The 20887-nt window shown below is 71.4% G+C and carries 26 protein-coding genes; 14 read left to right on the plus strand and 12 right to left on the minus strand.

Annotated elements, in window-relative coordinates; genetic code table 11:
- On the plus strand, nucleotides 1-231 hold a 231-nt coding region (locus tag DKL51_RS08095), incomplete at its 5' end, for a WYL domain-containing protein (protein ID WP_124811900.1).
- Nucleotides 232-238: 7 nt separating this feature from the next.
- Here DKL51_RS08095 and DKL51_RS08100 read toward each other — a convergent pair.
- Nucleotides 239-1105, minus strand: coding sequence for a L,D-transpeptidase family protein (locus tag DKL51_RS08100; protein WP_124811901.1), 867 nt, complete (start codon nucleotides 1103-1105; stop codon nucleotides 239-241).
- 172 nt (nucleotides 1106-1277) lie between these two features.
- Between DKL51_RS08100 and DKL51_RS08105 the strand changes: the two genes are divergently transcribed.
- Complete coding sequence (locus DKL51_RS08105) at nucleotides 1278-2957, plus strand: DNA repair helicase XPB (RefSeq protein WP_109947825.1); 1680 nt, start codon at nucleotides 1278-1280, stop codon at nucleotides 2955-2957.
- 632 nt (nucleotides 2958-3589) lie between these two features.
- On the opposite strand, the gene DKL51_RS08110 is transcribed toward DKL51_RS08105, so the two are convergent.
- Nucleotides 3590-3799 (minus strand): GntR family transcriptional regulator, encoded by a 210-nt coding sequence (locus tag DKL51_RS08110; RefSeq protein ID WP_109947824.1) that lies wholly within the window; start codon nucleotides 3797-3799, stop codon nucleotides 3590-3592.
- 398 nt (nucleotides 3800-4197) lie between these two features.
- On the opposite strand from DKL51_RS08110, the gene DKL51_RS08115 reads away from it, so the two are divergent.
- Together DKL51_RS08115 and DKL51_RS08120 are read left to right on the plus strand one after the other, a co-directional pair.
- Nucleotides 4198-4473, plus strand: coding sequence for a hypothetical protein (locus DKL51_RS08115; protein ID WP_311768030.1), 276 nt, complete (start codon nucleotides 4198-4200; stop codon nucleotides 4471-4473).
- Nucleotides 4470-4739 (plus strand): hypothetical protein, encoded by a 270-nt coding sequence (locus tag DKL51_RS08120; RefSeq protein ID WP_109947823.1) that lies wholly within the window; start codon nucleotides 4470-4472, stop codon nucleotides 4737-4739. The genes DKL51_RS08115 and DKL51_RS08120 overlap by 4 nt, the downstream gene beginning before the upstream one ends.
- A gap of 53 nt (nucleotides 4740-4792) precedes the next feature.
- Here DKL51_RS08120 and DKL51_RS08125 read toward each other — a convergent pair whose 3' ends face one another.
- Together DKL51_RS08125 and DKL51_RS08130 are read right to left on the minus strand one after the other, a co-directional pair.
- Nucleotides 4793-5341 carry a DUF1062 domain-containing protein gene (locus DKL51_RS08125; RefSeq protein ID WP_109947822.1) on the minus strand — a complete coding sequence of 183 codons (549 nt, stop codon included), beginning with the start codon at nucleotides 5339-5341 and terminating at the stop codon, nucleotides 4793-4795.
- Between the two features lie 296 nt (nucleotides 5342-5637).
- A complete protein-coding gene (locus DKL51_RS08130) occupies nucleotides 5638-6552 on the minus strand; it encodes an RNA polymerase sigma-70 factor (protein ID WP_124811902.1) in 915 nt (304 codons plus the stop codon).
- Between the two features lie 167 nt (nucleotides 6553-6719).
- Here DKL51_RS08130 and DKL51_RS08135 point away from each other — a divergent pair, with 167 nt between their 5' ends.
- Nucleotides 6720-7205: a carboxymuconolactone decarboxylase family protein gene (locus DKL51_RS08135; RefSeq protein WP_124811903.1), complete on the plus strand. Its 486-nt coding sequence runs from the start codon at nucleotides 6720-6722 to the stop codon at nucleotides 7203-7205.
- 99 nt (nucleotides 7206-7304) lie between these two features.
- On the opposite strand, the gene DKL51_RS08140 is transcribed toward DKL51_RS08135, so the two are convergent.
- The 3 genes from DKL51_RS08140 to DKL51_RS08150 form a co-directional block, all read right to left on the minus strand.
- Nucleotides 7305-7811 (minus strand): hypothetical protein, encoded by a 507-nt coding sequence (locus tag DKL51_RS08140; RefSeq protein WP_124811904.1) that lies wholly within the window; start codon nucleotides 7809-7811, stop codon nucleotides 7305-7307.
- Nucleotides 7793-8344 carry a thioredoxin family protein gene (locus DKL51_RS08145; RefSeq protein WP_165823266.1) on the minus strand — a complete coding sequence of 184 codons (552 nt, stop codon included), beginning with the start codon at nucleotides 8342-8344 and terminating at the stop codon, nucleotides 7793-7795. The genes DKL51_RS08140 and DKL51_RS08145 overlap by 19 nt, the downstream gene beginning before the upstream one ends.
- A 184-nt stretch (nucleotides 8345-8528) precedes the next feature.
- Nucleotides 8529-9101, minus strand: a complete 573-nt coding sequence (locus DKL51_RS08150) for a TetR/AcrR family transcriptional regulator (RefSeq protein ID WP_109947817.1) — start codon at nucleotides 9099-9101, stop codon at nucleotides 8529-8531.
- A gap of 89 nt (nucleotides 9102-9190) precedes the next feature.
- Between DKL51_RS08150 and DKL51_RS08155 the strand changes: the two genes are divergently transcribed.
- Both DKL51_RS08155 and DKL51_RS08160 read left to right on the plus strand, forming a co-directional pair.
- Nucleotides 9191-9562: a DUF4267 domain-containing protein gene (locus DKL51_RS08155; protein WP_124811905.1), complete on the plus strand. Its 372-nt coding sequence runs from the start codon at nucleotides 9191-9193 to the stop codon at nucleotides 9560-9562.
- A gap of 31 nt (nucleotides 9563-9593) precedes the next feature.
- Nucleotides 9594-10088: a cupin domain-containing protein gene (locus DKL51_RS08160; protein ID WP_109947815.1), complete on the plus strand. Its 495-nt coding sequence runs from the start codon at nucleotides 9594-9596 to the stop codon at nucleotides 10086-10088.
- Between the two features lie 27 nt (nucleotides 10089-10115).
- Here the strand turns inward: DKL51_RS08160 and ligD (DKL51_RS08165) are convergent, their stop codons facing one another.
- Entirely contained in the window at nucleotides 10116-11030 is a 915-nt protein-coding gene (gene ligD, locus DKL51_RS08165) for a non-homologous end-joining DNA ligase (RefSeq protein WP_109947814.1), read from the minus strand.
- A complete protein-coding gene (ligD, locus tag DKL51_RS08170) occupies nucleotides 11020-11961 on the minus strand; it encodes a non-homologous end-joining DNA ligase (protein ID WP_109947813.1) in 942 nt (313 codons plus the stop codon). The genes ligD (DKL51_RS08165) and ligD (DKL51_RS08170) overlap by 11 nt, the downstream gene beginning before the upstream one ends.
- An 85-nt stretch (nucleotides 11962-12046) precedes the next feature.
- Between ligD (DKL51_RS08170) and ku the strand changes: the two genes are divergently transcribed.
- A complete protein-coding gene (gene ku / locus DKL51_RS08175; RefSeq protein ID WP_109947812.1) occupies nucleotides 12047-13078 on the plus strand; it encodes a non-homologous end joining protein Ku in 1032 nt (343 codons plus the stop codon).
- A gap of 17 nt (nucleotides 13079-13095) precedes the next feature.
- Here the strand turns inward: ku and DKL51_RS08180 are convergent, their stop codons facing one another.
- Entirely contained in the window at nucleotides 13096-13488 is a 393-nt protein-coding gene (locus DKL51_RS08180) for a PPOX class F420-dependent oxidoreductase (protein ID WP_109947811.1), read from the minus strand.
- Nucleotides 13489-13639: 151 nt separating this feature from the next.
- Here DKL51_RS08180 and DKL51_RS08185 point away from each other — a divergent pair, with 151 nt between their 5' ends.
- The 5 genes from DKL51_RS08185 to DKL51_RS08205 all read left to right on the plus strand — a co-directional run bounded on the left by DKL51_RS08185 (nucleotide 13640) and on the right by DKL51_RS08205 (nucleotide 17604).
- The gene (locus DKL51_RS08185; RefSeq protein WP_109947810.1) at nucleotides 13640-14293 is read left to right on the plus strand and encodes an FKBP-type peptidyl-prolyl cis-trans isomerase; all 654 of its coding nucleotides are present in this window, start codon (nucleotides 13640-13642) and stop codon (nucleotides 14291-14293) included.
- Between the two features lie 138 nt (nucleotides 14294-14431).
- Nucleotides 14432-15262, plus strand: a complete 831-nt coding sequence (locus DKL51_RS08190) for an SCO6745 family protein (protein WP_124811909.1) — start codon at nucleotides 14432-14434, stop codon at nucleotides 15260-15262.
- Between the two features lie 36 nt (nucleotides 15263-15298).
- Complete coding sequence (locus tag DKL51_RS08195) at nucleotides 15299-15559, plus strand: YciI family protein (RefSeq protein ID WP_109947809.1); 261 nt, start codon at nucleotides 15299-15301, stop codon at nucleotides 15557-15559.
- A gap of 54 nt (nucleotides 15560-15613) precedes the next feature.
- A complete protein-coding gene (locus DKL51_RS08200; protein WP_124811906.1) occupies nucleotides 15614-16267 on the plus strand; it encodes an HAD family hydrolase in 654 nt (217 codons plus the stop codon).
- A 323-nt stretch (nucleotides 16268-16590) separates the two neighbouring features.
- Nucleotides 16591-17604 (plus strand): NADPH:quinone reductase, encoded by a 1014-nt coding sequence (locus DKL51_RS08205; protein ID WP_124811907.1) that lies wholly within the window; start codon nucleotides 16591-16593, stop codon nucleotides 17602-17604.
- A 190-nt stretch (nucleotides 17605-17794) separates the two neighbouring features.
- On the opposite strand, the gene DKL51_RS08210 is transcribed toward DKL51_RS08205, so the two are convergent.
- Nucleotides 17795-19444 carry a fatty acid--CoA ligase gene (locus tag DKL51_RS08210; RefSeq protein WP_124811908.1) on the minus strand — a complete coding sequence of 550 codons (1650 nt, stop codon included), beginning with the start codon at nucleotides 19442-19444 and terminating at the stop codon, nucleotides 17795-17797.
- 83 nt (nucleotides 19445-19527) lie between these two features.
- On the opposite strand from DKL51_RS08210, the gene DKL51_RS08215 reads away from it, so the two are divergent.
- A complete protein-coding gene (locus DKL51_RS08215; protein WP_109947805.1) occupies nucleotides 19528-20019 on the plus strand; it encodes an NUDIX domain-containing protein in 492 nt (163 codons plus the stop codon).
- Between the two features lie 33 nt (nucleotides 20020-20052).
- On the opposite strand, the gene DKL51_RS34815 is transcribed toward DKL51_RS08215, so the two are convergent.
- Nucleotides 20053-20887 (minus strand): COG1361 family protein (locus DKL51_RS34815; protein ID WP_185734747.1); only part of this gene is annotated, 835 nt, incomplete at its 5' end.

The following is a 20887-nucleotide window of genomic DNA, read 5'->3' on the forward strand; positions in this document are numbered from 1 at the left end:
GGCCCGGCGCCGGCGCCGAGCCACACCGAGGCGCTGGCCGTGCTGCAGCAGGCGGTCCGGGACAGGGCGCTGGTCTGGGTCGGGTACGTCGACGCGCACGGGGCGACCGCGTCGCGGCTGGTCCGGCCGGTGTCGATGGGGGCGGGTTACCTGCGGGCCGAGGACGAGCGGACCGAGATGCTGCACACCTTTGCGCTGCACCGGATCACCGCGGCGGTGCTGGAGGACTGAGGCGGGCTCAGGTGCCGGGGCGGCGGCCGAACACCACCACCCGGGTGCCGATCCGTCCCAGCTCCCACAGCCGCACCGCGTCGGCGTGCAGCAGGTTGACGCAGCCGTGTGAGCCGATCCACCCGTTGTGCAGGTACGTGGTGGTCTCGTGGAAGCCGATCCCGCCGTTGAACTGCTGCCAGTACGGCAGCCAGACCTCGTACGGGGTGGACCACTCCCGCAGGTTCCGGCCGCCGATCCGGTAGCTGCCGCTCGGGGTGGCGTACCCGGCCATGCCGGTCCGGGTGACCGTGGGGCCCATCACCACCGTGCCGTCCCGCATCGCCCAGACCGTCTGCCGGGTCAGGTCGACGCAGAAGGTCAGCCCGGAGCCGGCGTGGCAGCGGCGTACGTCGGTGGTGGCGAGCCGCTTCGCCACCTCGTACGTGGTGGGGCCGGCGCGGCCCTCGGCGGGGCTGATGCCGTACCGGCGCTGGAACCGCTTGATCGCCTTGCAGTCGGCGGCGGACTGCTGCCCGTCCACAGTCACCGTGCCGAAACCGCCCAGCCGGGCCAGGTACGCCTCGACGGCCCGCTGGTGCTGGCCCTGGGGGCAGCCTGGGTACCCCGAGCTGCTCGGCTTCGGCGTGGCGCTCGGTTTCGGCGTAGCCGTCCGGCTGGGTTTCGGTGTGTGTGTGGGTGGGGATGCCGGGCTGGTCCGCTGGTCCGGCGTGGGCGTGGCGCTCGCCCCCGATGCCTGTTCCGTCACGCCGACGGGGGCCGGCGCCCCCGCACCGGAACCGTCGCCCTGCGGATCGAGCGCGCACGCGCCGACGCCGACCAACATGACCGCTGCCAGAGCGACGACCCGCGCGATCAACCGGACACGCTTCATGGGCCCTCCCCGTGGACAGCTGTCGCATTGCTAGACGTACGGGAGTGGTGGGAGCGTTGCCTCGGCTGTGCGACTTTTCGGTAACAGTCCTGCGCGTGCAACACTGGATGGTCCGCCTCCGGCAGGTCAGGTGGCTGGCGGGCGACAAATCCGGCAAGGAGAGGGCGCTGGCGTGAGCGGTGGACCACTGATCGTGCAGTCCGACAAGACCCTGCTGCTGGAGGTCGACCACCCCGACGCGCAGGCGTGCCGGATGGCCATCGCCCCCTTCGCCGAGCTGGAGCGCTCCCCCGAGCACGTGCACACCTACCGGCTCACGCCGCTGGGCCTGTGGAACGCCCGGGCCGCCGGCCACGACGCCGAGGGCGTGGTGGACGCCCTGATCAAGTACTCCCGCTACCCGGTCCCGCACGCGCTGCTGGTCGACGTGGCGGAGACGATGGACCGGTACGGCCGGCTCCAGCTCGCCAACGACCCGGCGCACGGCCTGGTGCTGCGCGCGCTGGACCGGGTGGTGCTGGTCGAGGTCGCCAAGAGCAAGAAGCTCGCCGGCATGTTCGGGGCGAAGATCGACGACGACACGATCCAGGTGCACCCCTCGGAGCGGGGCCGGCTCAAGCAGGCGCTGCTCAAGCTCGGTTGGCCGGCGGAGGACCTGGCCGGGTACGTCGACGGCGAGGCGCACCAGATCGAGCTGGCCGAGGCCGGCAAGGAGGGCCGCAAGCCGTGGACGCTGCGGTCGTACCAGCGGGAGGCCGTGGAGTCGTTCTGGGCCGGCGGGTCGGGCGTGGTGGTGCTCCCCTGCGGCGCGGGCAAGACCCTCGTCGGGGCGGCGGCGATGGCCGAGGCGAAGGCGACCACGCTGATCCTGGTCACCAACACGGTGGCCGGCCGGCAGTGGAAGCGCGAGCTGATCGCCCGCACGTCGCTGACCGAGGATGAGATCGGTGAGTACTCGGGCGAGCGCAAGGAGATCCGACCGGTCACCATCGCCACGTACCAGGTGCTCACCTCGCGGCGCGGCGGCACGTTCACCCACCTGGACCTGTTCGGGGCCCGCGACTGGGGCCTGGTCATCTACGACGAGGTGCACCTGCTGCCCGCGCCGATCTTCCGGTTCACCGCGGACCTCCAGGCCCGCCGCCGGCTAGGGCTGACCGCGACGCTGGTCCGCGAGGACGGCCGGGAGGGCGACGTGTTCAGCCTGATCGGCCCCAAGCGGTACGACGCGCCGTGGAAGGACATCGAGTCGCAGGGCTGGATCGCCCCGGCCGAGTGCACCGAGGTACGGGTCACCCTGACCGACGCCGAGCGGATGACGTACGCGACGGCGGAGTCCGAGGAGCGCTACCGGATGGCGGCGACCGCCCGGACCAAGCTGCCCGTGGTCAAGGCGCTCGTCGACCGGCACCCGGACGACCAGGTGCTGGTCATCGGCGCGTACATCGACCAGCTGCACCAGCTCGGCGAGTACCTCGACGCGCCGATCGTGCAGGGCTCGACCACCAACAAGGAGCGGGAACGGCTCTTCGACGCGTTCCGCTCCGGCGAGCTGCGCACCCTCGTCATCTCCAAGGTCGGCAACTTCTCCATCGACCTGCCCGAGGCGGCGGTGGCGATCCAGGTGTCCGGCACGTTCGGCTCGCGGCAGGAGGAGGCGCAGCGCCTCGGCCGGGTGCTGCGACCCAAGGCCGACGGGCGGCAGGCGCACTTCTACACGGTGGTCTCCCGGGACACCATCGACACCGAGTACGCCGCCCACCGCCAGCGCTTCCTCGCCGAGCAGGGGTACGCCTACACCATCGTGGACGCCGACGACGTCCTCGGCCCCTCGCTGCCCTCGTTCGACTGATCCCGGCTGATGCCGGGCGTGGCTATCGACTGTCCCTCGTGCTCGCTTTGGACCTGATGTCGTAAACGACTCAGCCGTCGGCGCTTCGCCAACTCGGTCACGAACCCGGTCGTTTCGGTCACCGAGGCGGCCTTGGCGGGCGCTGACGAATCACTGCCGTCTCCTCGGGTACGCGGGCTGGAACCCGCGAAGAAAGAGGGGCATGCGATGAAGGACAGGATCTTCATGGGGTTGAAGCGGAAGGCCAAAGTAATCATGGTGCGCCGCAGGCGCCGGGATTCCATCATCAGCAAACCGGGACGCTCTCGAAGGCCCGGCCGGCGCTTCCAGTGAGAGCGCGAGGCTCCACTTCGATGATGTGGCGGTGTCCGGGTCACCCCGACACCGCCACATCTCGGAGGCGCAGGCGAGCCTGCGCCAGCGAGGGGGAGAGCGCGCCGGGACGGAGTCCCTCGTGCTCCCTACAGACTTGATGTCGTAAACGACTCAGCCGCCAGCGCTTCGCCGATTCTCCGGGCCCGGCCAGGGGGCCGGGTGCGCTAACGATCTTCTCGAAGGCCCCTGGCTGGCAGGCTAGTACGGGTCGCGTCGCCGGGATCAAGATCACAGCTCCCGCAAGCCGACGCATGGGATCAGTGTCGGTTGGACTCCGCAACGAAGACGCCGCGACCTGGGCGGCCAACCAGCACACCCTGCCCCCGCAGAGTCGCCACCGCCCTGCTGATGGTGGACTGAGAGACGTCATACTCCGCCGCCAGCGCCCGCCCAGAGGGCAGCTGTGAGCCGGGCGGGTAGGTCCCGTCCTTGATCTTCTTCAGGAGAGCGTCGAGCAGCTCGTCCATCGTGGGCGGAATAGGCACGTGGCGCCCCTTGCAGTCGGTTGGCGCACCAAGTATTGATCAGCCACTTCGACGCAGGCAACGCATGTAGAGCCGATGACATAGGTGGGCAAGTGACTCAGAGACTTGCTTGACATAGGTGACTCGGTGGCAATACCGTCGCTTTCGGTGATGCGGTGCCGCTGCGGTCGGTTGGCGCCTCTCGTACCGGTCTCGCATCGCCGCCGAGACCTCACTCCCGCGCGCTCCCCCGGCGCGGCCCTGCCGTCGTACCCGCCGATCGAGGCTGCGGTGGCAGGGCGGGGCGGTCTTCGCCGACCGGAACCGGCCGGAGACCGCCCCTTCCACCTCGACGCGATCCGACGAAGGGCGGTCACCCCGTGCGCAACCTGATCCGCCGGCTGGCGAGCCGGCGCGATGAACGACGTCCGACGGTGGACGCCGGCCGACCCCGGAATCGGCCGCCCCTTCGGCCCTGGCAGATCCGCGACCGGTGCTTCAACGTCCGCCGGCACGGCCTCGACCCCGTCGAGATCCGCGCCTTCCTGCACCAGGTCGCCGACGAACTCGCCGTCGCGCAGACCGCCCTGGTCGCGGTGCAGGAGGAGAACGTACGGATCAAGAACGCGCTGCGCGCCTGGCAGAGCGCCCAGTCGACGAACACCCGCTACCGGTGACCGACCGCTGGGTGATCCACCTGCCGGTCACCGCACCGGATCTGCACCGCGCCCGCATCTTCGCGCGTACCGCCGCTCGGCTGTTGGCGCAGCTCAGCGCCCGGGTGGAGCCGGGCGGGGTGACCGTGTCGGCGGAGGACGAGCAGTGCGTACGCCATTGGGTCTTCTGCGACCGGCCGCTGCCGGACGGCCGCGGCCGCTGCGCGCTGCCGGTGGATCACACCGCACGCTGCGCGCCGCGCCCGCCGTGGCTCAGGCGCCGGTGACCAGGGCCTGTCCGGCGGATCATGCCGGACAGGCCCGTGGTCCCGAGGAGGGGTCAGCGCTTGAGCGTGAAGGTGAAGTCGCCGGAGAGCTTGCCGCTCAGCCGGACTGCCGAAACGAGTTTCCCCTCCGTGATCAGTCTCTCGACCTCGGCCCGCGTAAGACCGCAACCTTCAGCGATCAGTCGCACCGGCCGGACAGGGATCCGCGCCGCAAAGCGGACCGAGACGTCGATCACCTCGCGGTCCAGGTGATCCGATCCGCCGGTGTCGAGGCGCCAGGCGTTGTCCCAGTCGAGGGCGATGCGATTACGGCGCTGCATGACCGGATCCTGGAGCAGCTCAGCTGTCAGGCCAGGGTCGTTGTCATGCAGCCGGTCCAGCAGCTCAGGTCGTATGGAGCGCACAGTCATCCGTTCCAGGACCGTGAGCTTTGCAGTTTCCCCACAAGCGGTACAGAGCGCGAGAAGCCAGGCGTCGATGAGCTTGTGGTTTGCGTTGACGCGAAATTTACCGCTTGCCTGGAAGCGCTCGGACGCGCACGCGTGGCAACGGCGGCGAACGAGCGGCAGGCAGGTGGGCACGACCATCCAGTTTTTGAGCACAGAAGTACACCGGTTTCAGTGAGAAGTCCGCAGCAAAAAGGAGCGCGGCGCACATGCGCGACGCGCGACAAATCAGCGCTCGGGAGGTCTCACAGGGTGTACAACGGCACGTCCTTTGACTAGACGACTTGGTTCGGCAGCACGGTAAAGGCGCACAGCGGCGCTGCGCCACTGGTTTCCGAGCGCCTCACCGCCGGGTTCCATCCGGCGGATCCGCCGGACAGGCCCTAGCCCCGACCCCGTCCGGCGCTCGCGCGGCGCAAAGAGGTAACCCGGGGCGGACTGGCGGTCCCGACTCAGCGGCTCAGGGCGGTCTCCCGCTCCATGTGCGACAGCTTCTCGGGATTGCGTACGGCGTAGATCCCGCTGATGAGGCCGTCGTCGATGCGCAGGGCCAGGACGGTGTCGAGCTCGCCGTCCAGCCGGACGACCAGCGCCGGGTGACCGTTGACCTGCGCCGGCCGCAGCGACGTGACGCCGGGGACCTTGCCCCACCCGCCGACCAGCAGGCGGGCCACCTTGTCGACCCCCACGATCGGCCGCGGGACGGCCTGCTTGACGCCGCCACCGTCGCCGAGGAGGACCACGTCCGGTGCGAGGATGTCGAGCAGGCTCTGCAGGTCGCCGGTTTCGACCGCCCGCTGGAACGCGTCGAGCGCGCCCCGGGTCTCCGCGGCTGACACGACCTGGCGCGGCCGGCGCGCCGCCACGTGTGCCCGGGCCCGGTGCGCGATCTGGCGGACCGCAGCCGGGCTCTTGTCGACCGCTTCGGCGATCTCGTCGTACCCGAGGTCGAACACCTCGCGCAGCACGAACACCGCGCGTTCGGTCGGCGCGAGGGTCTCCAGCACCAGCAGCATCGCCATCGAGACGCTGTCGGCCAGCGCGACGTCCTCGGCCACGTCGGGCGCGGTGAGCAGCGGCTCCGGCAGCCAGGAGCCGACGTAGGACTCCTTGCGGCGGCCGAGCGTCCGCAGCCGGGTGAGCGCCTGTCGGGTGGTGATCCGGACCAGGTAGGCGCGCTGGTCGCGTACCGTGCCGAGATCGACGCCCGCCCACCGCAGCCAGGTCTCCTGGAGGGCGTCCTCCGCGTCGGCGGCCGAGCCGAGCATCTCGTACGCGACGGTGAAGAGCAGGTTGCGGTGGGTGAGGAACGCCTCGGTGGCGGGGTCCGGGCGGTCGTCGGCTGCGGTCTGCGGCGTGCCCACCATCGGTGACTCCTGTTCGCTCTCGACTGCGTCCCCCATTAGATGCAGGTGCCCGCCGTTCTGTGACACCGCAGGCTGTGGCAGTCGTCACCGCGCCGCGCCGTCACAGGGCTCTGATCGCCGGCATCTCATGTTCGTCCAACTGAACCCCACGAGTGAAGGACGGAACCATGGACGCCCGATTCAACATGTTCGACAACGAGATCGCCATGAAGTTCTTCAAGCGGTTCGCCAACGCCGGCATGGTGATCCAACAGTCGTCGCTGCCGACCTCGACGCAGGAGCTGGTGTCGCTGCGGGCCAGCCAGATCAACGGCTGCGGTTGGTGCATCGACATGCACACCAAGGACGCCGCAGCCGGGGGTGAAAGCGCGGTGCGGCTCAACCTGGTCGCCGCCTGGCGCGAGTCAACCGTCTTCACCGAGGCCGAGCAGGCCGCGCTGGCGCTCGCCGAGGAGGGCACCCGGCTCGCCGACGCCTATGAGGGCGTCTCCGACGAGACCTGGGCCCAGGTGCGCAAGCACTACGACGACGACCAGATCGCCGCGCTGGTCTCCCTGGTCGCCCTGATCAACGCGGCCAACCGGCTCGCCGTGATCGTGCACCAGAAGGGCGGCTCCTACCAGCCCGGCATGTTCGCCGCCGCGTTCGACTGAGGCAGACGAATCCGGCCCGGCCCAGGATCATGCGATCCGGGCCGGGCCCTTGCCTTGGTGGCCTGAACCGGGTCAGCCGCCGGTGAAGGCAACCGGGGCTCAGGTCAGTGCCATCGCGCGCTCGCGTACGGGTGGCAGGCAGGTGCTCGCGCTGCACGCGCCGTACGTGACCACCACCTCGGCCGGACCGTCCCCGATGGACCGGACCGGCAGCGTGACGGTGACCGGGCCGTCCGGGTAGACGGGCAGCGTCACGTCCAGCTCCTCGATCCGGAGCTCGTTGACCGGCTTGTCCGCGCTGGGGTCACCGATCGCGTCGAGGCTGCCGCGGACGGCGACGACCGTCGGGATGCCAAGCCCCTGCACCCCGTCGGGCGGCAGGTCCAGGCTGTACAGGTGAAAGCCGGGCCGCTGCGGGCGGAAGGTCGCCTGCACCTGCCCGTCCGCGAGGACAGCCTCGACGGTCACGCCGCCGGCTTCGAGCCGGGCGCTGTGTTCGGCTACAGGCGCCGGCGCGGCGGCGCGGGCGCATCCGCCGACGAGGAGTACGCCGGCAAGCGCGGCGACCAGCAGTCTGCCCGGACGGGTCAACGCTTCGGCGCCCACTTGGTGAGGAACGCGTTGACCTGCTTGCTGTCCATGCTGCGCGCGTTGGCGAAGGAGCCGTCGTTGGTGGCCACCCGGACCTTCCCGTCCGGCGTCAGCACCACCAGCGCGGGGATGCCGCTGCGGTTCAGGTTGACGTACTTCGCGGCGAACTTCAGGTTGTGGTCGAACTCGCCGACGTCCACCGCCAGCAGGTGGTAGTTCTGCTCCAGCAGCGGCTTGGTCTCCGGCGACTGGAACAGCTCGTGCAGCACGTGGCAGTCCGGGCACCAGTCCGCGCCGAAGTCGATCAGCACCGCCTTGCCGTCCGCCTTCGCCAGCGCGAGAGCGGCCTTCAGGTCGGCGGCCGGGTCCCGCTCCGGGTCGTACCGGTCCGGCAGCGTCACCGCTGGGGCGGTCGGGGACGCGGCGGGCTGCGCGACCACCGTGGTGGCGGGTGCCGCTCCCGTCGTCGCTGGGGTGTCCTGGCCGGCGCAGGCCGCAAGAAGCAGTGCCGCAGCGGCTGCGGCCGCGACACCGACGCGTTGCCGCATCACCATGATCCACCCCTGTGAATTGGTCAGGGCCGGAGAATAACCCCGGGCAACCTCGTACCGCTGCCCCGATCAGTCGAGGTGGAACGCCCTCGGACGGACATGGGCGGGCAAGTGGTCGTACTGCCAGGACAGCGGCACGACTGAAGACGCACCACCCGGCCGCCGCGGCAGGCGGGACGGTTCAGCGGGCGAACCGGTCCACCAGGAGCGCCAGTCGCCGATCGTGGTCCGCACGGCGGAGCCGGCCACTGCGCATGAGCGTGACGAGGCCGTGCAGCCCGCTCCAGAAGGTCTCGGTGTACGTCTCCAGGTCATCGCCGCCGGCGACCGGCCGCAGGGTCTCGGCCAGCTCGGCGAAGGCCCGGGCCACGTCGACCGGGACGTCCTGGCTGGCGAACGGCAGGTAGACCGTGAGGGTGAACATCGCGTCGTAGAGCGCGGGCCGCCGCTCGGCGAACGCGGCGTAGGCCGCGGCGACATCCGCCACCGCCTGCCGCTCGTCGATGGCGGCGGTACGGGCGGCGGCCAGGTCCGCGGCCAGATCGACGAAGCCCTCCACGGCGACGGCCGCCATGATGGCGTCCTTGCCCTTGAAGTGGCTGTACAGGACGGGCTGGCTGTACTCGATCTCGGCCGCAAGACGGCGGGTGGTGACGGCGTCCCAGCCCTCCGACTCGGCCAGCTCCCGGGCTGCGGCGACGATCGCCCGCTCCCGTTCCGCCCGCTCACGCTCACGCCGCGCCTGAATCGACATGACCGCAATCCTAGCATCGCTAGCGAATCTGCCATCGCTCTGCTAGCGTCGCTCTTGAACCCAGCAGCGCTAGCGAATCGGAGCGGAACATGCTCAGCCCCCTCGCCTACGGGCTCGCCGTCCTCATCAGCCTCCTCGTCGTCCTCATCGGCGTCCGGTTCCTCCTGCAGCCCGAGGCTGCCGCCGCCGGTTACGGCGTCCCGGCCAAGCCGGACGGTGACCGCGCCTACCTCACGATCAAGGGACTGCGCGACCTCGCCTACGGCCTCCTCGGCCTCGCCCTGATCACGTTCGCCACCCCCACCGCGGTCGCCTGGTACATGCTCATCGGCGCGCTCGAACCGCTGGGCGACACCGTCATCGTGCTCCGGCACGGTGGCACGAAGGCCGCCGCCTTCGGCATCCACTTCGCCACCTCCGTGGTCGTACTCCTCGACGCCGCCCTGCTGTTCGCCCTGTAGCCACCCCCGATCCCCGCGAAGGAGCCGTCAGATGTCCCTGATCACGCCCGACTTCGACACGTCCGTCATCGTCCGCGCGGCAGACGCCGAGGTGGTGGGCCGGGCGCCGACCACGATCCGGCTGCTCGCCGACAGCAGCGCCACCGGCGGCGCGCTCTCCACCCAGCGGGTCACCCTGACCGACGGCGCGGACGGCGCGCGACCGCACCACCACGCCAACTCCGCCGAGCTGTTCTACCTGCTGGACGGCACCGCGCAACTGCTCTCCGGCGAGCAGGTCGTCACCGCCGAACGCGGCGACCTCGTGATCGTGCCGCCCGGTGTGGCGCACGCGTTCGCCGCCGCTCCGGGCGAGAACGCCGACATCCTCATCGTCATCACGCCAGGCGTGGAGCGGTTCGAGTACTTCCGCCACCTGGAGCGGATCGCCTACGGGAAGGTGCCGCCGGAGAGCCTGCTGGAGGTGCAGGAGCTGTACGACACGTACTTCCGCGGCAGCCCCGCCTGGGACGCCGCCCGCCGCTGATCCCGGGGCCCGAGCTGCCCGGGCCGCTCAGGGCCCGGGCAGCTCGGGGCCGCCGTCGAGGAGCGGGGCCAGCAGGTCGCCCGACTTCTCCACCCGCTTGAGCACCTCGGTCGCCGTGTACGGCTTCGACGACGGGCGCTTCCCGGCGGCGCCGGCGGAAACCTCGTCCCAGCTCAGCGGCGTCGACGCCGACGGCACCGACTGGGCCCGCAGCGAGTACGGCGCCACCGTCGTCTTCGCCGCGTTGTTCTGGCTCCAGTCGATGAAGACCTTCCCCGGCCGCAGGTTCTTCGCCATCTTCGACACGATCAGCTTCGGGTGTGCCTTCTCCAGCTCCTGCGCGATCCGCTTCGCGTAGGCCGACACGTCATCCGAGGACTGGGTGCCGGCGATCGGGCAGCAGAGCTGCATACCCTTCTTGCCCGACGTCTTCGGGTAGCTGTCGATGCCGTCCTCGGCCAGCCGGTCCCGCATCAGCAGCGCCACCTGGCAGCACTGCTTCAGCGCCGCCGGCGCGCCCGGGTCCAGGTCGACGACCATCATGTCCGGGTGCTCGCCGATCTTCCACTGCGGCGTGTGCAGCTCAAGGGCGGCGAGGTTGGCCAGCCAGACCAGCGTGGGCAGGTCGTCGCAGACGACGTAGTCGATGGTCTCCCGGCCCTTGGCCGACCCGGGCGCGGGCAGCGTCTCGGTGCGAACCCAGTCCGGCGTCGACGCGGGCTTGTTCTTCTCGAAGAACGAGCCGCCCTCCACGCCGTTCGGGAAGCGGATCCGGGTCAGCGCCCGGTCCTGCAGGTGCGGCAGCAGCACCGGGGCGATCCGGGTGTAATAGTCGATCACTTCGCCCTTGGTGAAGCCGGCCGCCGGGTAGAGGACCTTGTCCAGGTTGGACACCTCCAGCGGGCGGCCCTCGACCTCCACCCTGAGCCGGTCAGCTGGCATCGTCGACCTCCTCCGGTGGCTTGTCGGGGCGCAGGCGCAGGATCCGGGGGAAACGCAGCCGCCCGTCCGGGGTGCGCTGACCGTACTTCACCTCCACCACGATCCGGGGAGTTACCCAGATCGCTCCCCGGGCATCCTCGCGCGGCACGTCGTCGGCGAACGGGGACGCGCCGGAGCGCAGCGGTTCCAGCTCGCGCAGCAGTTCCCGTTCCAGCGCCGCACCGATCCCGCCGCCGACCCGCCCGCGGAAGGTGAGCCGACCGTCCGGCCGCGGCACCCCCACCAGCAGCCCGCCGATCTTCCGCGCGCCCGGCCGCCAGCCGCCCACCACGAAGTCGCCGGTGACCTCCAGCTTGACCTTCACCCAGTCCGGGGAGCGCACGCCGGGCCGGTAGAGCGAGTCGATGCGCTTGGCCATCACCCCCTCCAGCCCGTGCTCGCCGGCCGCCTCGTAGGTGGCCGGCCCGTCGGAGAAGGCCGGCGGCACCGCCCACCGGGCGGCGCCGAGGCCGAGCGACTCCAGCATGGCGCGCCGCTCGCGGTAGGGACGCCCGGTCAGGTCCTCGCCGCGCAGCCGGAGCAGGTCGAAGATCATGTACGTGACGGGCATGGTGGCCGCCAGCCGGGCCGCCTTCGCCCGGTCCCGGACGTGCATCCGCTCGGCCAGCGCGGTGAACGACGGCAGCCCGGCCTCGTTGAAGAGGACCACCTCGCCGTCGAGCAGGGCGTCGTCGACCTGCTCGGCCAGGGTGATCAGCTCCGGGTACGCCACGGTGATCTCGACGCCGGAGCGGGCGTACAGGTGCTGGCGGTGGTTGGTGATGTCGGCGAGCGCGCGGACCCCGTCCCACTTGAACTCGTACGCCCAGCCGGCATCGGCCGGGAGCTGCCCGGTCATCGCGAGCATCGGCTTCAACGGCGCGCCGGCCACCTCATGACTGTAGTTGCACACGGAAGAGCGTGCGCCCCGTTCGATCATTTGCGATTCTGGTCAGAACCGGGGAGAGGAGCGCGTGATGCGGGCGATCTGGAAAGGAGCGGTGTCGTTCGGCCTGGTGTCGATCGGAGTGAAGGTCTACTCGGCCACCGAGGAGAAGGACATCCGTTTCCACCAGGTGCACCGGGACGACGGCGGCCGCATCCGGTACAAGCGCACCTGCTCGGTCTGCGGCGAGGAGGTCACCTACGACGACATCGCCAAGGGGTACGACATCGGCGGCGGCGAGATGGTGATCCTCACCGACGAGGACTTCGCCGACCTGCCGCTGACCACCTCGCACGCGATCGACGTGCTGGAGTTCGTCCCGGCCGAGCAGGTCGACCCGATTCTCTACAACAAGGCGTACTTCCTGGAGCCGGAGGGCACGGCGGCCAAGCCGTACGTGCTGCTGCGGGACGCGCTCGCCGACTCCGAGCGGGTGGCGATCGTCAAGGTGGCGCTGCGCCAGCGGGAACAGCTCGCCACCCTGCGGGTACGCGAGGGCGTGCTGCTGCTCAACACCATGCTCTGGCCGGACGAGGTGCGCAAACCCGACTTCGGCTTCCTCGACGAGGACCTCAAGGTCCGCCCCCCGGAGCTGGCGATGGCCAGCTCGCTGATCGACTCGATGGCCGGCGAGTTCCAGCCCGACGCCTTCACCGACGACTACCGGGCCGCGCTGCAGGAGGTCATCGACGCCAAGGTCGAAGGCCGCGAGGTGGTCCAGCCGGAGGAGGTAGAGGCCGCCCCGGCCGCCGCCGTGGACCTGATGGCCGCGCTGAAGGCCTCCGTCGAGCGGGCCCGGGTCGCGCGGGGCGAGGAGCCCGCCGCCGGCGCCGGCGAGCCGACCCCGATCTCGGCGGCCCGCTCGGCGCAGAAGGCGGCGAAGGCCGCGAAGGCGCCGGCGAAGAAGGCGGCCGAGAAGAAGGCCCCGGCGAAGAAGGCCGCCGCCAAGAAGGCCGAGCCGGCCAAGAAGGCGGCGGAGAAGAAGACCGCGGAGAAGAAGGCGGCCAAGGCGCCCGCGAAGAAGGCGGCCGAGAAGAAGGCCGCCCCCCGCAAGACCGCCTGACCGCCTCCCGGTACCGCTCAGCCGCGGCCGAGCTTCTCCGTCGGGGTGATCCGGACGATGACGCGCTCCTCGCCCGGCCGCCGGAACGGGTAGGTGTCCTGCCCGAGGTACTTCTTTGCCAACTTGTCGATGTGCTCGTCGGCGCCCTCGGTGACGAACTCGGCGGTGCCCTTCACCCACAGGGTACGGAAGTCGTTCGCCTTGTCCACCACGGAGACCGCGACCACCGGGTTGCGGGCCATGTTGACGTACTTCTGCCGGCCCTTCGCGGTGTTGAACACGATGTGCTCCCCGTCGGTGTCCACCCACACCGGGGTGACGTGCGGGGTGCCGTCGGCCTCGATGGTCGCCACGTGCGCGAGTTGCGGCTCGGAGAGCAGAGCCGCGTCTTCTTCGGTGAGGATCGCCATGGTCGAGAACCTACTCCCGGAAACGGCCATCGACCCGTCCCCTGTCCGATCCTGCCCGGGCGAGGGGGCACCGAGGGCGTTGCGACGGGTACCGTGTGCGCTGGTCTCGGCAGCGGCCGCCGGGCCACCCACCACCCAGCAGGGAGTCGACGTGAGCGAGCGCGTGCAGAACCGGTCGGCGGGCCAGGGCCCGGGCACCAAGGCGGAGCGGCGGCTGGCCGCCCAGCTGGCGGCGAAGAAGGCCGCCGAGAAGAAGCGCCGCCGGCAGTCGGTGCTCGGTGCGCTCGCCGGTGTCGCCGTCGTCGCGGTGCTGATCGGCGTCTTCGTCGCGGTGAACGGCGGCGACGACGACAAGAAGCCGGCCGCCGGCACCCCGTCCGCCAGCGCCCCGGCCGCCGCCGCGCCGGGCACCCAGCAGCTTCCGGAAGGCACCGACCCGGCGCTGGCCACCAAGCCGGCTGTCGGCCCCGGCAAGGGCGAGCTGACCAAGCTCGCGGTGACGACCCTGGTCAAGGGCAAGGGCCCCGAGGTGAAGGCCGGCCAGCAGATCACCACGAACTACGTCGGCGTCTTCTACAAGGACGGCAAGCAGTTCGACTCCTCCTGGGACCGGGGCCAGCCCGCCACCTTCCCGATCGGCGTCGGCCAGGTCATCAAGGGCTGGGACCAGGGCCTGGTCGGGGTGCCGGTGGGCAGCCGGGTGCAGCTCGACATCCCGGGTGACCTGGCGTACGGCAACGAGTCCGTCGGCGGCCGGCCGGGTGGGCCGCTGCGCTTCGTCGTGGACGTGCTGGCCGCGCAGTAGGGCACACTGACCTTCCGCCGCGTCGCGTACCCGCAGTAGGTTCAAGGTCACCGTGGGCGGTCCCCCGCCCACGGCGACCTTCCCAACGACGCGGAGGTGCACGTGGCGGCGCTGGACGACCCCGGGACCGCCCGGGTGATGTGGACGCTCTTCGAGCCGGTCCACGCGGTGACCTACTTCCACCCGCGCGCCCGGACGGCGTACGAGGCGGTCGGGTTGCGCGGCTACTGGCGGGGCTACTTCGCCGGCCGGGCCGCCCCGCTCGGCCCCACCACCGCCCCACCGGTGATCGCCGCGTTCTTCAGCTTCGCCCCGCGGATGGTGGCCCGGGCGCTGCCGTCGGTGTGGCGGCTCGCCACCCCGGAGGAGGCGCTGCGGGCCCGGCTCACCGGCGCCGTCCAGGCGCTGGCCGAGTTCACTTACGAACTTCCCGAGTCGCACCTGGTTGAGGCGGCCGACCTGCTGGAGGAGGCCGCCGGCCGGGTGGAGATCGCCGGCCGGGTGCTCGGCGCGGTCAACGCCGCGCTGCCTCGCGGGGAGTACCCGCTGGCCCGGCTCTGGCAGGCCGCCACCACACTGCGCGAGCACCGGGGCGACGGGCACGTGGCGGCCCTGGTGACCACCGGGCTGGACCCGGTCGAGGTGGTGGCCTGGCGCTGCCGGGCCGACCAGTCCCGCGAGTTCCACCAGCCGGCCCGGGGTTGGACCGACGAGGAGTGGTCCGCCGCCGAGGAGCGGCTGGTCGAGCGGGGCTGGCTGACCGCCGACCGGGAGCCGACCGAGTACGCGACCGCGACCTTCCGGACGGTCGAGGAGGCCACCGACCGGGCCGCCATGGGTCCGTGGCGGGCGCTGGGCGCGGAGCGCACCGAGCGGCTGCGGGAACTGCTCGAACCGATCGCCCGCCGCTGCCACACCGTGATCCCCCGGCAGAGCCCGATCGGCCTGCCGGCGGCTCAGGCAAGCTGATCGTCAAGGCTGCGGTTCGGCGGTAGCGTGCCCGGCATGTGGATCGTGGAACTGGCCTTCACCGACGCGCCCGAGCGGTTCGCCGCCCGACCCGCCCACCGCCAACTGCTCACCGCCCTGCACGCCGAGGGAAAGGTGCGGATGTCCGGCCCGTTCGCCGACGACTCCGGCGCGGTGCTCGTCTTCGACGTGCCGGACCGCGCGGCGCTGGACGACCTGCTCGCCGCGGACCCGTACTTCACCACGCCCGGAGTCGAGGTGGTCGCCGTCCGGGAGTGGGCCCCCTTCCTGACCTGAGCCGCCCCGGTCGGCCGACGGGAGGGCACGCGGCGGTTCGGGCAGGATGGGCGCATGGTGGACGCGGTGCTCTTCGACCTGGACGGCGTGATCGTGGACTCCGAGCCGGTCTGGGAGGAGGTCCGGCGGGCGTACGTCGCCGCGCACGGCGGGACCTGGCAGCCGGACACCCAGCGCCGGCTGATGGGGATGAGCACCGGCGAGTGGGCCGCGTACCTCAGCGGTGAGCTCGGCGTCGACCGAAACCCCGAGCAGGTCGCCACCGAGGTGGTGGCGGAGATGACCCGCCGGTACGCGGAGCACGTACCGCTGATCGACGACGCCGACGCGGTGGTCCGCCGGATGGCCGCACGGTGGACGCTGGGGTTGGCCAGCTCCTCGCCCACCCGGCTGATCGCGGCGGCGCTGGCCGCGACCGGCCTCACCGACGCCTTCGGCGCGGCCCTGTCGACCGAGGAGACGGCCCGGGGCAAGCCCGCCCCGGACGTCTGGCTGGCGGTCGCTGCGCGGCTCGGCGTCGACCCGGCCCGCTGCGTGGCGATCGAGGACTCCTCCAACGGGGTCCGCTCCGCGGCCGCCGCCGGGATGCGGGTGATCGCGGTGCCGCACGGGTCGTACCCGCTGGACCCGGATGCGGAGGCGCTCGCGGCCGCGCTGCTCCCGACGATCGACGCGCTCACCCCGGAGGTCGTGGACCGGCTCGGCTGAACCGGCACCGGCCGGGTGCCGCCCCGCCTACCGTCGGTGAGATGAAGCCGCCTTGAGCGGACGGCTGGGCGGCGCGTACCGGCAGCGCTCAGAGTGCGCGGGTGCGGCTGGACCGGGGCAGGAAGGGCCGCGCAGGGGGACGGCTCGGGTTCCGGTTCGTCGGCGGGCCGCTCCGGCCCGCCGCAACCCGTTCCGGCCGGCTCGGCCGGCACCCTCCTGTCACCGACTACCCGGTTGTACGGTTTCCGGGGCGGACCGGATCGGAATGGACAGGCATCGGCCGGGTAGGGCAGGCCGCGGTGCCCGGCGGTGAGGAGACGGCGATGAAGGCGATCGTGTACGAGCGCAGCGGCGACCCGTCGGTGCTGCAACTGGTCGACCGGCCGGTGCCGGAGCCCGGCCCGGGCGAGGTGCTGGTGCGGATGGCCGTCTCCGGGGTGAACCCGACGGACTGGAAGGCGCGCCGGCAGTGGCCGCTCCCCGCGGGCTGGCAGATCCCGGGGCAGGACGGCGCCGGGGTGGTCGAGGCGGTCGGCGAGGGGGTCGACCAGATCCTGATCGGCGCGCGGGTGTGGCTCTGGGAGGCCGCTTGGCAGCGGCCCTGGGGCACGGCCACGGAGTACACGGTGGTGCCGGTGCGGCACACCGTGCGGCTCGGCTCCGCCTCGTTCGAGCTGGGCGCCTGTCTGGGCATCCCGTTCATGACCGCGCACCGGTGCCTGACCGCCGGCGAGTACATGCCGGACAAGCTGCACGCCGGCGCGCTGAGCGGCCACGTGGTGCTGGTCCAGGGCGGGGCGGGCGCGGTGGGCAACGCCGCGATCCAGCTCGCCAGCTGGGCGGACGCCTGCGTCATCACCACCGTGAGCAGCGCGGAGAAGGCGCAGCTCGCGGCGGCGGCCGGCGCCTCCCACGTGATCAACTACCGGGAGCAGGACGTGGTCGAGGAGGTCCGCAAGATCGCTCCCGACGGGGTGCACACGATCGTCGAGGTCTCCGCGGCGCGCAACGCCGCCGCCGACGTCCAGATGCTCCGCAACGGCGGCGCGGTCTGCGTGTACGCCGACGACGGCGGTAGCGAGGTGACCCTGCCGATCCGGCCGCTGATGATGCCGAACGCCCGCTGGCAGTTCGTGCTGATCTACACCGCGCCGAAGGCCCGCAAGGCGCAGGCGGTGACCGACATCGCGGCGGCGGTGGCGCAGGGCGCGATCCGGGTCGGCGAGGAGGCCGGGTTGCCCCTGCGCCACCACCACCTCACCGCGGCCCAGGCGGCGCACGAGGCGGTCGAGAACGGCGTGGTCGGCAAGGTGCTCATCACCACGAGTGAGACGTAGAAGCCGCGAAACGGATTTCCCCGTCATCGAGACAGAGACGAGCAAGTTTCGCGACAATAAGGGTGCGGGCCGCCCCGCATGGACGGGCGGCCCCGGCGCGGTGCGAACGCCGGGGCCGCCCTCTGGGGAGGGATGTCTTCACAGAGGAGGCACGTCCCTACCCATCCAGGCGACGGTACGCCGAAAAGTGTTACGGCGCGGTCAGTTCCCGTACCTCCAGTCCACCCTCGGCGTACCGGGAGCGGACCACCTTCTTGTCGAACTTGCCGACGCTGGTCTTCGGCACCGCGTCGATGAACGCCCACCGCTCGGGCAACTGCCAACGGGCCACCGACTTCGCCAGGAAGTCCCGCAGCTCCTCCGCGGTCACCGAGGCGCCCTCGCGGACCACCACCGTGGCCAGCGGTCGCTCGTCCCAGCGCTGGTCCGGCACGCCCACCACGCACGCCTCCAGCACCGCCGGGTGCGCCATCAGGGCGTTCTCCAGCTCGACCGAGGAGATCCACTCCCCGCCCGACTTGATCACGTCCTTGGCGCGGTCGCTGAGGGTGATGTAGCCGTCCGGCGAGAGCGTGCCGATGTCGCCCGTCCGCAGCCAGCCGTCGCGGAACTTCTCCTCGTCCGGGATCTCGTCCCCGACGTACCGGGCGGTCACCCACGGCCCGCGGACCTCCAGCTCGCCGACGGAGGTCCCGTCGGCGGGCAGCGGCTCACCCAGCGGGCCGACGATCCGCGCCTCGACCCCGGCCGGCACGCGGCCCTGCGTGTAGCGGTAGCGCCAGGCCTCGTCGCCGGTCGCCCCCGCCGGCGCCCGTGAGACCGAGCCGAGCGGGGACATCTCGGTCATCCCCCAGGCGTGGATCACCTCGATCTGGTGCCGCTCGTGGAACGCGTGCATCAGCGCCGGCGGGCAGGCCGACCCGCCGACGATCACCTCCGTGAGCGAGGAGGTGTCCACGTCGTGACTGTCCAGGTAGGCCAGCAGGTCCGTCCAGATGGTCGGCACCGCACCGGCCAGGGTGGGCCGCTCGGCAGCGATCATCGCGGCGATCGGCTCGGCCTGCAGGAACCGATCCGGCATGAGCAAAGACGCCCCGGAGAGGAACGCCGCGTACGGCAGGCCCCAGGACATCGCGTGGAACATCGGCACGATGGCCAGCTCGCGGTCGGCCGGCCCGAGACCGAAGGCCTCCGGCATGCAGACCTGGAGCGAGTGCAGGTAGATGGAGCGGTGGGAGTAGGCGACCCCCTTGGGGTTGCCGGTGGTCCCGGAGGTGTAGCAGAGGGCGGCGGCGTCCCGCTCGTCCACCTCGGGCCAGTCGTAGGTGTCCGGCTTGTCGGCCAGCAGGGCGTCCCAGTGATGTACGGCGATCCGGTCGCCGGCGGCGGCCACCAGGGGTGCCGGGTCACCCCCGCCGACCACGATCACGTGCCGGACCGTGGTCATCTCCCCGAGCACCCGAGCCAGCAGCGGGATCAGCGTGGAGTCGACCAGCACCACCCGGTCCTCGGCGTGGTTGGCGATGTAGGCCACCTGGTCGGGGAAGAGCCGGATGTTGAGGGTGTGCAGCACCGCGCCCATGCTCGGCACGGCGAAGTAGGCCACCAGGTGCTCGTTGTTGTTCCACATGAAGGTGGCGACTCGCTCGTCGCCGGTCACCCCGCAGTCGTCTCGCAGGGCGTGGGCCAGCCGGGCGGCCACCCGCCCGACCTCGGCGTACGACATCCGACGGGGCTCGGCACCGGTCCAGGTGACGACCTCCGCCGTGCCATGCACGGTGGAGCCGTGATCGAGGATCCGCGCGATCTGGAGGGGGGCGTCCATCATCGTGCTACGCATGGGTAACAAGCTAGTGTCGCCGGTCACACCTTGGGAACCCCGGAATGCCCGTCGACCTCGGCGAACACCCGTAAATTGTCCGAGTGAGCATCTCCTGGGCCGACTCGTACGTGGGGCAGCTCCGCGCCCTGGCCGGTGACCGCACCCTGATGTTCGTCGGCGCCCGGGCCGTGGTCCGGGACAACGCCGCCCGCGTGCTGCTGATCGAGCGCTCGGACAACGGCCAGTGGGCGTTGCCCGCCGGCGCGATGGAGCTGGGCGAGTCGATCGCCGACTGCGCCGTCCGGGAGGTCCGCGAGGAGACCGGACTGCGCGCCCTGCGCGTCAGCGCGTTCGCCCTCTACACCGGGCCGGACCGCACCCACACCAACATGTACGGCCACACGTACCAGGTCTTCACCACCGCGTTTCGGGTCGACGAGTGGGACGGCGAGCTGCTCCGGGTCACCGACGAAACCACCGGCGCCGGCTTCTTCCACCGGGACGAGCTGCCCGGCCCGCTCTCCCCCAGCGTCGCCGAGACCCTGGCCGACCTGGACGTCTTCGAGCAGACCAACCGGCTGATCCTCAAGTAGCCGAGGCCACCCGAGGACCAGCCGGTCACGACGTCAGACCGCCGGCTCCACGTAGTGGTAGAGGGCGTCGGCGCCGTTGTCCCAGGGGCGCCACTCCTCGCTCGAGGTGCTGAGCTCGCCGTGGATGGTGAAACGGTCGTCGTTCACGCCCGCCGGGGCGGTCATCGGCACGGTCACCGTGGACGTCGCCCCCACGGCGAGCGGCCCGGCCGTGCACACCACCTGAGTGGCCGTGACGTCACACAGCCACGGGCTCGGATTGGTGGGCTGCTCGTACGGCTGGCCGACGGTGAAGCCGGCCGGCACGTCGACCACCAGGCGCAGGTCGTCGGCGTCGGCGCTGCCGATGTTCTCGGCGGTGAAGGTCGGGGAGACGTCCCCACCGCTGGTCGGAAGGTCAACCTCGTACGTCCCGCTGGGGTCTGCGTTGCCGTACAGGGAGAGGTCGGCGACGTACCCGTAGGTGGTCTGGACCTGGCCGGAGTTGTTGGTCCGGGTCACCTCGCGGGTGCTGGTGGCGGCGGTCGCCTCGATCGTCGCGACGGTGCCGGCGGGGGCGTCCGGGAGGCCGACGTAGACGCGCAGCGGCTCCGCGGTGCCGCCCGGCGGCACCGGGCCGTAGATGTTGGTGCAGACGAAGGTGGTGTAGTCGCACTGCCAGGCGGGATCGCCGACGATCTCGCCGCCGGGCGGGAACTTGAAGGAGACGGTGACGTCCTCGACGGTCGCCGCACCGACGTTGTCGACGGTCGCGAGGACGATGGCGAGGTTCTCCCCGTTCCGGATCATCGTGGTGGGCGTGACGGTGAGGTTGAGCTTCAGATCGGGCCGGGGCGCGGGCGCCGCGACGGCCGGCCCGGCCGGCAGC

The organism is Micromonospora globispora, assembly GCF_003857015.1.
Taxonomy (GTDB): domain Bacteria; phylum Actinomycetota; class Actinomycetes; order Mycobacteriales; family Micromonosporaceae; genus Micromonospora; species Micromonospora globispora.